The 14068-nt window shown below is 40.3% G+C and carries 9 protein-coding genes and 2 pseudogenes; 3 read left to right on the top strand and 8 right to left on the bottom strand.

Translation table 11 applies throughout. The annotated features are described in order from the left end of the window. Positions 1-590: 590 nt before the first annotated feature. From ACFILY_RS04205 to rpmE, 3 genes and pseudogenes are all read right to left on the bottom strand, one after another. Positions 591-837: pseudogene (locus ACFILY_RS04205) on the bottom strand (ABC transporter); the annotation flags it as partial. Positions 838-1097: 260 nt separating this feature from the next. Next, a pseudogene (locus ACFILY_RS04200) lies at positions 1098-1282 on the bottom strand (ATP-binding cassette domain-containing protein); the annotation flags it as partial. Between the two features lie 245 nt (positions 1283-1527). Next, positions 1528-1749 (bottom strand): 50S ribosomal protein L31, encoded by a 222-nt coding sequence (gene rpmE, locus ACFILY_RS04195; protein ID WP_005774581.1) that lies wholly within the window; start codon positions 1747-1749, stop codon positions 1528-1530. Positions 1750-1935: 186 nt separating this feature from the next. On the opposite strand from rpmE, the gene ACFILY_RS04190 reads away from it, so the two are divergent. Then, positions 1936-3726, top strand: a complete 1791-nt coding sequence (locus tag ACFILY_RS04190) for an ABC transporter transmembrane domain-containing protein (protein WP_375637569.1) — start codon at positions 1936-1938, stop codon at positions 3724-3726. A gap of 1959 nt (positions 3727-5685) precedes the next feature. On the opposite strand, the gene ACFILY_RS04185 is transcribed toward ACFILY_RS04190, so the two are convergent. The 5 genes from ACFILY_RS04185 to tkt form a co-directional block, all read right to left on the bottom strand. After that, positions 5686-6027: a hypothetical protein gene (locus ACFILY_RS04185; RefSeq protein ID WP_375637568.1), complete on the bottom strand. Its 342-nt coding sequence runs from the start codon at positions 6025-6027 to the stop codon at positions 5686-5688. 755 nt (positions 6028-6782) lie between these two features. Beyond that, positions 6783-7814, bottom strand: a complete 1032-nt coding sequence (locus ACFILY_RS04180; RefSeq protein WP_273790486.1) for a class I fructose-bisphosphate aldolase — start codon at positions 7812-7814, stop codon at positions 6783-6785. 109 nt (positions 7815-7923) lie between these two features. After that, positions 7924-9117 carry a phosphoglycerate kinase gene (locus ACFILY_RS04175; RefSeq protein ID WP_375630978.1) on the bottom strand — a complete coding sequence of 398 codons (1194 nt, stop codon included), beginning with the start codon at positions 9115-9117 and terminating at the stop codon, positions 7924-7926. 521 nt (positions 9118-9638) lie between these two features. Beyond that, complete coding sequence (gene gap, locus ACFILY_RS04170) at positions 9639-10646, bottom strand: type I glyceraldehyde-3-phosphate dehydrogenase (RefSeq protein WP_375611739.1); 1008 nt, start codon at positions 10644-10646, stop codon at positions 9639-9641. A 202-nt stretch (positions 10647-10848) separates the two neighbouring features. Further along, positions 10849-12855 (bottom strand): transketolase, encoded by a 2007-nt coding sequence (gene tkt, locus ACFILY_RS04165; protein WP_375637567.1) that lies wholly within the window; start codon positions 12853-12855, stop codon positions 10849-10851. Between the two features lie 334 nt (positions 12856-13189). On the opposite strand from tkt, the gene ACFILY_RS04160 reads away from it, so the two are divergent. Together ACFILY_RS04160 and ACFILY_RS04155 are read left to right on the top strand one after the other, a co-directional pair. Next, entirely contained in the window at positions 13190-13465 is a 276-nt protein-coding gene (locus ACFILY_RS04160) for a DUF4164 domain-containing protein (RefSeq protein WP_005774573.1), read from the top strand. A gap of 12 nt (positions 13466-13477) precedes the next feature. Next, on the top strand, positions 13478-13861 hold the full coding sequence (locus tag ACFILY_RS04155; RefSeq protein WP_273790489.1) for a cell division protein ZapA: 384 nt from the start codon (positions 13478-13480) through the stop codon (positions 13859-13861). The last annotated feature ends 207 nt before the right edge of the window (positions 13862-14068 follow it).

Raw genomic sequence — 14068 nt, 5'->3', positions numbered from 1 at the left:
TAACACAGCAAAACATGGCTGCGTGCTCACCTTGTTTTATAACATCGATAAAAAGCGTCTCTCTGCTCATTTATCGGCTCTTTTTTAGTAAAGCGACATCATCATACACTTTCCTAATCCCCTCAATATTACTACAGCCCCTAAAACTTGAGACGCTTCATGAAGAAGACTTATTCTTTCTTTAAGTATTTTTACTTCACGCGAGCTCTCTCTGCTTGGTATATGCAAGAGACATGGTTTTGACTAATGCAACATAATCAAATTTGAAACGAGAAATTCCATGTAAGATCTTTCATGAAAAACAATGAGTTATCATTATAAATCAACGTGACAGTGCTGTTATAAAGAGAACTCCTCGCTCATCTTAATAGTCCATAGCGATTTAACTGGATATCGTTTTATATTCTATACACAGAAGTGTCTTTATAAAAATACTTCATCTCAGGCAAAAAAAAAAGAACAGCCTATTAAAAAAGAAAAACATCTCAATACTTGCCTTTCTTTTTTCCATGAGAGTTTCAAATTGATAAGCCTGTCTGAAAAGAGTGCTGTTTATGCCCTTAAAAATACTGCTCTTGTATCAAGATCACTTACTCAGATGAGAATTGCAGTTTAGCCAAATGCGCATAAACATTATTTTTTATAATGAGTTGTGTGTTCCTTCTTCCACAAAAGCGCCTTTATCCATCACGAGAATACGATCAGCTTTTAAAATTGTTGCCAAACGATGTGCAATGACCAGGATTTAGGATTTTGTATCAATCCTTCTAAGGCATTTTGCACCAACTTTTCACTGTTTGCATCTAAAGCAAATCTTGCTTCATCAAGTAGCAAAATTTTGATTTATAATAATAATTCATTGTCTTGTATGTTGAATGAGAATCCCGAATACCGTAAGATTCTCTCATTTCAAACCTGTTCCATGGTGAACCAATCAAAACCATGTCTTTTGCACGTACCAAGCGGAGAGAGCCCGCGTGAATAAAAAAACTATTAAGAAAGGACTTAAAATGCCTATAATAAATTATCTCAAGTGCCAAGGGCTGTAGCAACATCCACGAGTTGGCAAATACAATGATGGTGCCGGCTTGCAACAAGAGGGCTGCATTTCTTAAAATCGCCCGTGCAATACCGATGCGTTGTTTTTGCCCCCAGAAAGCATAGTACCACGTTCTTCTACTTGCGTATCAAAGACGTTTGGTAAAGCTTGAATAAATTCAAATACATTGGCAGCTCTAGAAGCGGAAAATACTTCCTCTCCATGGGTATGTTCAGTTCCAAAAAAGAAGAAAAGTTTGCAATTATTTTATTTCAAGTCTTTATACTCTAGGGAAGAAAGGATTTTTGCGTGTATTTCAAAATGATTTTTGAATTTAAAAAACGCAACCACAATGATTTATAGACCCATCTGTTTATGTCGGATGCGTTTTTGAATTAATATTTAAAGTGCACTCTTTGATAGGATCAAAAACTCATCGTTTGCAATCGTTTTGTTTAAAACCCTTGTACCCCATAAAGAGGAGGCTTTTACATGCCAATATTACCAAAACGATTTTTGAATTTAGAAAGACGACCACCACGATCTACGAGCGTTTGGGAGCCACCTGTCCATGCCGGATGCGTTCTTGGATCAATATCTAGATTAAGAGTATCGCCTTCTTTTCCCCAAGTAGAGCGCGTCGTATATTGGGTTCCATCCGTCATAACAACGGTAATTTTGTGATAGTTGGGGTGAATATTCGCTTTCATGCGTCAAACCTTTTGCGTTTATAGAATGAAATAGCACTTGCTTGTTTTTTTAAGTGCACTTCCTTTGTCTTTTTGATACATTGATTAAAGTATTTATTCCTATAACTGAGCACGCATCAAAAAACAAGTGTTCAAGATACATCATTGTATCAAGTGTTACAAATCCAATACAGTGAGCAAAATTTTATGACATTACGTTCTCGTTCAGAAAAATCGACAAAGTCTTCCCCTAAGAAATCTTCATTCTCTTCGCTTGCAATTTTTGTTCCTTATCTTTTGCGCTATCGTTGGTTGTTTATCTTTGCTTTTCTAGCGTTATCTGTTGCTGCTCTTGTCACATTAGCTTTGCCTGTGGCTATCCGCCAAATGTTTGATCATGGGTTTTCTACTTCAAGCCATGGACATATCAATTTTTACTTTGGAATTTTGTTTATCTTAGCCTTGTTTCTCGCATTTGCTTCAGCAGCCCGTTATTACTGTGTTATCACCTTGGGAGAACGGATTGTTGCCGATTTACGGCGTGATGTGTTTGTCCATATTATGAAACTTTCTCCTGCTTTTTTTGATCGGTCACATTCAGGAGAGATTGTTTCAAGGCTTCTCACAGATACCACACAAATAAAATTAGCTGTGGGCTCTACCGCCTCTACCGCTTTACGTCAGCTGATTATCGTGATCGGAGCCGTCGTGATGATGGTGATCACCAATGCTAAATTGTCTTTGTTGGTTTTAGCGGCTATTCCTGTTGTGGCCATTCCCTTGGTAGTCTTTGGACGTAAAGTTCGCTCTCGTACCCGCGCGGCGCAAGATCGTCTTGCAGATGCCAATGCTGTTGCTACAGAGCAGGTAAGCGCTATTCGCACTGTGCAAGCTTTTACCGCTGAAAAACTCGTTACAATACGTTTTTCACAATTGATAGAACGTGCTTTTCAAACAGCACGTGCTTCTGTAATCTTGCGCTCCTTTTTTACGGGGTTTGCAATTTTTTTGGTTTTTAGCAGTGTGGTTGCTGTTTTATGGATTGGATCGCGTGATGTTTTGAATGGAACGATGACAGGAGGAACATTAGGGCAATTTGTCCTTTATGCGGTTTTTGGAGCTTCTACTTTTGCGCAATTATCGGAACTGGGAGCAGAATTAATCCAAGCAGCAGGCGCTGCTGAACGGCTTGCCGAATTGTTACAAGAGCAACCTACTATTGTAGCACCTAAAAATCCTTTATCATTAGAGCAACCTGTTCGAGGTGAACTTGTTTTTGATCAGGTTGATTTTACTTATCCTTCTAGACCACAAGAGAAGGTTTTACGCTCGCTTTCATTTTCTGTAAAAGCAGGCGAAACGGTTGCTTTTGTTGGGGCTTCCGGAGCAGGAAAAAGCAGCATTTTTTCTTTGATCCTTCGTTTTTATGATCCGACAAATGGAACAATTCGGTTGGATGGCATGGAAATTAATCGCCTTTCTTTACAAGATTTACGCAGTGCAATTTCCTATGTTCCACAAGATGTCGCCATTTTTGATGGAACATTGCGTGATAATATTATTTTTGGAACTGAAACTACCCATGAAGAGGAAATTCTTGCTGCCGCTAAAGCGGCTAATGCACTTGAATTTATTCAAGCTTTACCAGATGGCTTGGATACGCAAGTAGGAGAACGTGGTACCATGCTTTCTGGGGGGCAAAAACAACGCATTGGTATTGCACGGGCAATTTTAAGAAATGCGCCCCTGTTACTACTTGACGAAGCAACATCTGCTTTAGATGCAAACAGTGAAAAGTTGGTGCAAGACGCTTTAGAAGGATTGATGCAAAATCGAACAACATTGGTCATTGCGCATCGTTTGGCAACAATTTTAAAAGCAGATCGTATTCTTGTGATGGATAAAGGCGCCCTTGTGGAAGAAGGAACCCATGCCGAACTTGTGGCAAAAAATGGCGTTTATGCTTACCTCGCAAAACTCCAATTTTCGCCTGAGTAAGTGATCTTGATACAAGAGCAGTATCTTTAAGGGCATAAACAGCACTCTTTTCAGACAGGCTTATCAATTTAAATCTCTCATGGAAAAAAGAAAAGCAAGCATTGAGATGTTTTTCTTTTTTAACGGGCTGTTCTTTTTTCTGCGCAAGATGGAGTATTTTTATAAAGACACTTCTGTGTACAGAATATAAAATAATACCCAGTTAATCTCTATGGGCTATTAAGATGTGCAAGGAGTTCTCTTCATAATAGCACTTTCACATTGATTTATAAGGATAATTCATTGTTTTTCATGAAAGATCATGAATACCATAGGATTTTCTCATGTCAAACCCTCATAGTGAGTCAAACAAAATCTCTTGGCTTGCACATCACAAGCAGAATTGGCGTGTGAAGTGAAACGGTACAAGAAAGAGGTAAAATACCTCCCTTGCCCCTTTACGTTCTAAGGGCTGACAAAAGAGTATATGCTGGCAAAAAGTATAATAGGTGCTCGCTTTCTTGAAGCCTTTATGCGGGCTTACTTGATAGGCTCTAGGGACACAAGCTCTATCCTAAAGACTGACCACACTCTTTAAAAAACTGAATATTAAAATTTTTTCATGCCCTCTCTCACCGCTCTAAACAATAGTGTTTACCGAAAATCATGACAAATTGTAACTCACAAATACGCTTCTCTCTATTGCAAGAGTATCCTTTTATGCTCTTTCAAAAACACGAACACTTTTTGAATATTGTTTGCAGATCCGTCTTATTGAAAAAGAGCAAAGACTTTTTTAGCACTTTTGGGCTTCTTATAACTTTTGTATGAGCGCGTATAAGCAACAGCTTTTATAATAAACTGGCTTTTGGCAAAATTGTAAAATTTTATCAAATTTATTGTTTTTAAATATCACCACGACTACTGTTCTGCTCTTGCAGACACGCAACCTCAAAACACTTTCTCTTTGCTCACAAATCGTCTCTCCAGCTCTCTCTTTCAGGCATAGCCCATAAAAATAAGGATAGAGTACTTCGATTGAACACCATCTTCTCACACCACCACCAACGCCATCATTTATATTTACAGCTCTCAACTTTATAGCCACCCCCTGTCGTGCTTTAAGAAGGCATTTTAACGATGATAAGAACATGTACAAAGAGGATATATCTTTAGGGTATTTATGTTTTAAAGCTTGCACGAAATCGTAATTTTTTTGTATAGCGAGTCAAGCATATGCAGAACTGACACCCTAACCATTTCAAACCATTCAGCTGTTTCAGGAACAGATAAGCCAAGTTCTACGATTATATCTTCAACCACGAATTCACCGAAGTACGGAGGATTTTCACCATTTTTTAGCGCTCCCTCTTCAGTGATCCTCTAGATAATTAACTCATTCAGCATCTATACCAGCAAAGCGAAATATTACGTGCTAATTTTCCTTTACATTCATTAGCCAAGCCCCCTCAAAATGACCTTTTAATAAATAGAGCTAAAAGGATAAGTCTTCAAAACCATTTGGTGAGATAGCTATATCAAGAGCACCTAAAATACGCCTTAGTTTCTAAGAATAGGCGATTTTCCCCCTTTTATTGTATCAGTCTTGTAGAACTTTAAACCCTTTATCTTCAAATCAAAAAATCATAATTGGATTATATTGCATAAAGATGCTTTTTCTCATTTTTCCATTTAACACACGATAAGTTACCATTTAGGCACGATGAGAAGCTTGCCCCTTATATCATGATTTCAAAACCGCATGAGAAAAACAAAATAAGCCGTTTTGCTGTCTTAAGGTCAAGGATGCCGTTAGGCGCAACTTGTAAAGGGTTGCCTTGAGGCTTAAGGACCCAAGGCTTGTTAATCCCTTCATTAAAAACGCGGGTCTGATGTCATTATTTTGGAGAGCGATTATTAAGAATTTGAGAGGCAGACAGCCTCTCATCTTGATTTGTATGCAAACGAAGTGCACTCTATTTATTCAGGGAGAATAAGAACATACCCAGGAGGTGCTAAACGGAATAAGAGAGCGTCGTAACCCCACGCAGCAGACAGGGAGCAAATAGAAGAAACGCCTTCAGCAATTGCCATGAGTAATGCGAACGATATACCGGCTTCATCTGCTGTTGCTTCGCGGCGTTCTATGAGATATCCGAAAAAAAACAAAAAGCACCCTATTCCACTCACCGACCCAAAGACTTTTAATGCGGTATGAACCGGTCCACGTATGTTGAGCAAGATAATAAAAATTATGAAAGTAAATACTGTAAAGATCCCTTCGAATACCCCACGCACCATATTGCACAATTTTCGCATCATAATTGCAGAAAAGCTCTGTTCTGCGTATCGATTTTTTCTTTTGATGCTTATCTTCTTAGAAGATATACTGTTATTTTTAGAAGATATACCGTCCACAACTCCCCCCGTTTTAAGCCAAGATGCTATGAAGTTAGTTATCTTTAATTATATCATCAAAAAATACAAGAAAAATTTATCCATTTTAACGAAAAAATAGGTGTTTTATTGAGGTGCAAATCTATTTTGTTAGCAAGAGTTATTCAATTCGTTCGCCAATAGAAAAACTACCCCCATTGAAGAGGAAGCTATCCTGACGCAGAAAAGCTTCATAAGCTGTATTCCAATCCGCTCAGAAATCGCAACTCTCTAATCTACCCGCTTAATCCACCTTTGAAACTGCAATCAAATAAATTCTGCTGATGACAAGTAATAATAACATGAAAAAGAAAAAATATCACAATATCAAACTCTTCAATACAGTATGAGCTTTCTGATTTTCACTCAAAAAGCAAGTGCCCACCCATGAACGACACCATACTAAAGTGCTGTGCATTCACAAATTTCCTAGCATTATCTCCCCTTCTCGAAATTGCACCTCTCCCGCAATCTTATCTCTCGATAGCACCCATTAAAGACTTTTAAAAGGTCCAAGGAAAAAACTCTCTGAGAAAGCTTTCAAGTCTAAAATGCCCCCGCCATTTTTATCATGATGAGGGCACAAAAAATCACGCAGAAACATGCAAAATCTCTCCGCATTTAAAAACAGGGCTTGTGCTTCAATCGCACGCTTTTTCTTGTTCTTTTGTCCATTGTCCCAAAGCCGCAAGATGATTCATCCGAGCCCGATGACGAAATGCCTTCTGTGCAACAGCAATATTTTCATCTTTTCCCGCCCATGCTTTTAAGGCAGCTGCTTGCAGTGCTCGTCCATAGGAAAAGGTCAATTTCCAAGGCAATACGCCCAAAGAATTCATAGCAGATAAATGCGCCGTTGCTTCCTGATCAGACTGCCCTCCAGAAAGAAAAGCAATTCCGGGAACAGCGGCAGGAACAGTCTGTTTAAGCACTTGGACAGTCTTTTCAGCAACTTCTTCAACAGAAGCCTTGCGAGCATCCTTTCCATCAATCACCATATTGGGCTTTAAAATCATCCCCTCCAAAAGAACACGAGCTTCAAACAATTCTTTAAAGACAGCCTGCAAAACAGTGCGTGTCACCTCAAAGCAGCGTGTAATTGAATGCCCACACGATGATCCATCCATCAACACTTCCGGCTCAACAATGGGCACAATATTGAACTCCTGACATAAGGCAGCATAGCGTGCAAGAGCTTGTGCATTTTGTCTTATGGCGCCTCTTGTTGGCAAAGTGTGTTCATCAATAGCAATTACCGCACGCCATTTAGCAAAACGTGCTCCCAAAGCATAATAATTTTTTAGCCGCTCACGAAGACCATCCAACCCTTCGGTAATTGTTTCTTGGGGAAAAGCAGCCAAGGGTTTTGCACCGGTATCAACTTTAATCCCTGGCAAAGCGCCTGAATCCCGAATAAGATCCGTCAACATTTTCCCAGTTGATGCTTTTTGCCGAATGGTTTCATCAAATAAAATAACCCCAGAGATGGCGTTTTCCATCGCTTCTTTTGTACTAAAAAGCATTTCACGATAAGCACGGCGCTTATCTTCATTGGATTCAACACCAATGCTTTCAAAACGCTTTCCAATGGTCGCCGTACTTTCATCTGCCGCCAAAATACCTTTACCTGCATGCACCAAAGCAAGTGCAATATCTTCAAGCCGTTCATTCATAAAAAATTCCTCTTTATTTTGTCTTAATTTCTAAAAATGCGCAACACTATCAAAAAACACTCTACACGACTGTATAGTTTTTCTTTAACCTTCCCTTCAAAGAAGCCCTTTAAGCCTGCATGAGGGCAAGAATACCAGGAAGAGTCTTTCCTTCCATCCATTCCAAAAAAGCTCCTCCAGCAGTCGAAAGATAAGTAAAATCATTGGCAACACCGGCATGATTAAGGGCAAAAACCGTATCGCCCCCTCCCGCAATTGAAACCAACTTTCCCGTCAAACTACGTTCTGCTGCATGGCGTGCAACGGCAATGGTTCCCTTATCAAAGGGAGACATCTCAAAAACACCAAGGGGTCCATTCCACACAAGAGTAGCAGCTTCATCTATCGCAGCATTGATATGCGCAATAGAGCGCGTCCCAATATCCAATATCATGCCATCTTGTGGAATATCTTCAATGTCATAAAGACGATGCGGTGCATCTTTTTCAAAACGAAATCCAACGACAGCATCCTGAGGGAGCAGAAGCGTACAGTGACACTCTTGCGCTTTTTTAATGATTTTTTTTATCGTTTCCATCAATGCATGTTCACACAGTGATTTTCCTACATGGATACCTTGTGCAGCTAAAAAACTGTTAGCCATCCCCCCACCAATAATTAAGGAGTCAACTTTTTCCACCAAATGATTGAGCACAAAAAGCTTACTAGAAACCTTTGCTCCTCCCACAAGGGCAACCACAGGACGTGCTGGATTGCCAAGTCCTTTTTCTAATGCCTGCAATTCACCTTGCAAAGAGCGTCCTGCATAAGAAGGCAACAAATGCGTTATTCCCTCCACCGAAGCATGGGCACGATGAGAAACTGAAAAAGCATCATTAACATAGAGATCTCCATTATGAGCCAAAGCTTCTGCAAAAGAACAATCATTCTTTTCTTCACCAGCATAAAAACGAACATTTTCAAGCAGTAAAACACCACCATTTTGTAATGACTCAACTGCAACCTGCACCGCCGAACCGATACAGTCCGGAGCAAAAGCAACCGGCTGATTAATGATCTTTTCCAGCACTTGCACAACAGGACGAAGTGAAAACTCTTGCTCTACCTTTCCTTTGGGGCGACCACAATGAGAAAGCAGAATAAGTTTAGCACCACACTTTTGTAGCTCAATGAGTGTCTCTTTATGCCGTACAAGACGCGTCTCGTCACAAACTTTGCCCTGTGCCATAGGAACATTAAAATCTACGCGCACCAGAACACGTTTGCCCAAAACATCAACATCATCAAGTGTACGAAACCCCATCACTGCTTCCTCTTCACTTTCCATTGTTTCAAATAAAAACGCATCCAACAACCCTGCCCACTTTTCTTTCCACTTATCCCCCTCTTTGCTTTTACAAGAGATCCACGACAGCCTATCTCTCACCCTTTGCTTAATAAAAATCCAAAGCTTTTATCGTCAAATGTACAAAAGCCCACCATTGCTCTTAATCTTCATATTCCATTGTGGCAAACAAATGCATTGGCTCAACTTGATCTCTATTAAAGCTTCCTTTTACTTCTAGGAAAAAGAGTTTACATCTCCTGTTTCTGTTTTCTAACGTTTTCTCAAAAGGTATCTCGTTCAGATCTTACTTTTTAAAAGTTTACTCTTTCATGCATCTTTTAAAAGCACGTATTGACACAGTATTAAAACAAAACACATCATCAATTTTTCAATAGCCTCTTCTCTCTAGCGCATGAGAACAACAGCCTCTATCTGTTTTTCTCAAAATTGCACAAAAATGAGACTTTTCCCTATAAAAAGAGGACCCTGAGGTCCTCTTATATTGTCTTAGCAAAAGCCACTGCCGTATCACTCATACGGTTAGAAAAGCCCCATTCATTATCATACCAAACCAGAACGCGACAGAGCTTACCATCAATCACTTTGGTTTGATCATTGTGGAAAATAGCTGAATGAGGATTATGATTAAAATCACAACTCACGAGTTTCTCTTCTGTAGTGTCCAAAACGCCCTTCAAAGAACCCTGTGCAGCAGTAGCAATAGCTGTATTAATTTCTTCGATTGTTGTGGAACGCTTAGCGATAAATGTCAAATCAACCACAGAAACATTAGGGGTCGGAACACGAATCGATACACCATCAAGCAATCCCTTTAATTCTGGCAAGACCAATCCCACAGCTTTTGCCGCTCCTGTTGAGGTAGGAATCATAGAAAGAGCTGCCGCACGTGCACGATAAAGGTCCCGATGCATTGTATCCAATACAGGTTGATCACCCGTATAAGAATGGATTGTTGTCATAAAGCCCTTTTCAATGCCGACCGTATTGTGTAAAACTTGTGCAACAGGCGCCAAACAATTGGTTGTACAAGAAGCATTTGAAACAACGCGATGCTCGCTGCTTAAAGATTGATGATTAACCCCATAGACGACCGTAAGATCTGCTCCTTCAGAAGGCGCAGAAATAAGAACACGCTTTGCCCCCGCATCTAAATGAGCACTTGCTTTATCACGCGCAGTAAAAATACCCGTACATTCCAAAGCAATATCGATATCCAAATCTTTCCAAGGCAATTGAGCAGGATCACGCTCTGCGCATACCTTTATTAAACCACCTCCCACATCAATAGCATCCCCTACCACCTTAACGATCCCAGGAAAACGCCCATGAACTGAATCATAGCGTAATAAATGGGCATTTGTTTCCACCGATCCCAAATCATTAATTGCAACCACTTCAACATCTTGTCGTCCACTTTCCACAAGTGCACGTAAAATATTGCGACCAATACGACCAAACCCATTAATTGCAACACGAACTGTCATTTCACATGTTTCCTCATCAATTTTTTAAGCACAACATTTAAAACACAATAAATGGGTATTTCACCAATCCAAAATCATTAATTCCCACAATGTCAATATCTTGATCACTCACTCACTTATCCACAATAATGCACAAGATCATCCACAATACTGCACAGAATATGATGCCCTACAATCACCCCATTCATGACAACACAAGCTGTCACTTTGTCTTTTCCTCTTTAATCTTTTCCAGCTCTTTTTCAACGGTGGCAACAACATTTTCCCAAGTAATACCAAAATGCGCATAAAGGGCATCAATTGTTCCACTTGCCCCAAAGCCCTCCATACCAATAAACACACCATCACAGCCAATAAAACGGTCCCATCCTTGGGCGACAGCAGCTTCAATGGCAATTTTAATCGGTGCATCTCCAATGAGAGCACGCTGATAGGAGAGAGATTGTTGAGAAAAAAGTTCAAAACAAGGCACAGAAACCACACGCGTTGGGATGCCTTTTTCTTCTAACACCGCATGTGCCTCCACTGCAATTTGCAATTCTGAACCAGAAGCAAACAGCGTCACTTGTGCATCATCGCTAGCTGTTAGGAATTCATAAGCACCAAGCATACAGAGATTTTCTTCTTCATACTCTTGACGCAAAAGCGGTAGATTTTGTCGACTTAAAGCCAAGGTAGAAGGCGTCCCGCGTGCTTTCAAAGCCAATTGCCAACACTCGACTGTCTCCATAGCATCGGCAGGACGAAACACAAAATGATTAGGCATTGCACGCAGGCAAGCCAAATGCTCTACGGGTTGATGGGTCGGACCATCCTCACCAAGACCAATAGAATCATGAGTCATGACATAAATCACCCGCAACCCCATGAGAGAAGACAAACGCATAGCAGGACGCATATAGTCAGAAAAGCATAAAAAGGTTCCCCCATAAGGAATAAAGCCGCCATAAAGGGCAAGACCATTCATCACAGCTCCCATTGCATGTTCGCGAATTCCATAATGCAGATAGCGCCCTGAAAAATCTTCAGCAGAGATACTTTTCATCTGGCTACTTTTTGTATTATTAGATCCGGTTAGATCAGCCGAACCACCAATAGTCTCAACAACGACCTCATTGATCACTTCAAGAGCCATTTCCGAAGCTTTACGCGTAGCAACAACGGGGCGCTCTTCAACCAATTTCTGTTTATAAGTATCAATAGCGCCATCAAATCCGCCCACGAGATCGCCCCGCATCAATCTTTCAAACTCCACACGCTCTGAGATAGGAAGATCAGCAAATTTTTCTTCCCATTTTTGGCGTTTTTTAGCAGCATTGAGACTAGCCAAGCGCCAATTATCGAGAATATCGGCTGGAATAACGAAAGGCTCAGCATCCCACCCTAAAGCGATACGGGTTTCAGCGATTTCTCGTGCGCCCAAAGGGGCTCCATGAACTTTATTGGTACCCGCTTTATTGGGTGCTCCAAAACCAATTGTTGTTTTACAAGCGATCAAAGTTGGTTTATCGGAATTTTGTGCCGCCTCAATAGCCCGCGCAATTGCTGCTTGATCATGCCCATTGACTTTATGTGTCTCCCAACCAGAAGCTTTAAAACGCGCAATCTGATCTGTACTATCAGCAAGGGAAATCTCTCCATCGATAGAAATATTATTATCGTCCCACAACACAATAAGCTTATTGAGTTTCAAATGACCGGCAAGGGAAAGTGCTTCTTGAGATATCCCTTCCATAAGGCATCCATCGCCCACCAACGCATAGGTGTAATGGTTGATAAGATCACCAAAACGGGCATTTTGCAAACGCTCTCCAAGAGCCATCCCCACGGCATTCGCCAACCCTTGTCCGAGAGGACCAGTCGTTGTTTCGATTCCCGCCACATGCCCATATTCTGGATGCCCAGCAAGCTTTGCTCCTAATTGGCGAAAATTTTTGAGATCTTCAATGCCAATATCTTCATAACCAGAAAGATACAAGAGAGCATAAAGCAACATAGACCCATGTCCTGCTGATAACACAAAACGATCACGGTTAGGCCAGCGAGGTTTTTTGGGGTCATGAGCAAGGAATCTTGTATAAAGAACCGTAGCAATATCGGCGGCTCCCATTGGCAAGCCTGGATGACCAGAATTTGCTTTTTCAATCGCATCAATAGCAAGAAAACGGATAGCATTGGCCATCTGATTCTGTTGGTGGGTGTTTGTCATGAATAATCGACCATTTCGTTAAATACGTTATTCTGTTGCTTTTTCCGTATTCTCTTAAAATTCTCAAGAAATACTATTTTCTAACCATTAGCGTGAGACTTTTTGCCACCACTTCAATAACATTAATAACATTCCCCTCACGCGTCCTGTATATCCATGTCATTTATGCCAATACGCGCAAAAAATCCAGCTTTTAATTTATATCTATCCCCTGCTTTGCTTGCTAAAATATCTTACATACTTAAAAATAAAATGCACACAACACAAGAGTGAAAGTGATTCGTTTTTGCATAACACATTGATAAAGGATACAATTACCCAAAGGATAAAAGCAATGAACCAAGAGACTACAGTTCTACAAGATGCTTTAGAGCACCTAGAAAAGGCACTTAGAACTTTAGAGATCACCATAATAAACCGTAATGCCGTTATTGATAAAAATAACGAATGGGAAGAAGAAATCCAACGAATGAATGCTGACCGCAGCCATCTTGCCCAAGCGCTTGACAAAGCTGAAGCCCAAATTGAACGCTTAGAGTCCGTAAACAAAGAAGTTTCCAAACGTCTTATTAAAGCAATGGAAACAATTCGTGTTGTCATTGATAGATAAAGGTTTGAATGTATGGAAACTGTTTCCGTTACCATTGATGGTAAAATTTATCGCATGGCTTGTGACAAAGGACAAGAACGTCGTCTTATTGCGCTTGCTGCTCAATTAGATCAATATATCACACATTTAAAGAACAATTTTGGTGAAATTGGCGACCATCGTTTATCGGTTATGGCTGGCATAATGATTATCGATGAAATGGAAGAAATAAAACGAGAAAATAAAAAATTACAAGAAGACTACAATGCTCTTTTACGACTCCACAACGAAAGAGACCGCACCATGGGGAAAATTATGCGTGACACCACACAACGCATTGAAAATCTCACCAACCAATTGCTCAAAGATGATCAAAACCACACAAACATTCAAGAACAAGAACAGGAAGATTTCTAAAAAGTACATCAGCGCATAATAAACCAGAGACTTGACTTGTCCGCCACATCTCACAGGATAAAAATTCTTAAACCCACACCAGTCTGTAAACAGTCTGGTTTCTTATAGGAAGGATTCCAGCTACTCACGACTTATGGGATTAACTTAAACCTCAACAAGAAAGCCCTACCCTGAATATTTCACCTCCGCACAAACGCTTCCTATATC

This window comes from Bartonella sp. CL25QHWL, assembly GCF_042195335.1.
Taxonomy (GTDB): Bacteria; Pseudomonadota; Alphaproteobacteria; order Rhizobiales; family Rhizobiaceae; genus Bartonella.
This window is presented reverse-complemented; position numbering and strand designations above follow the sequence as displayed.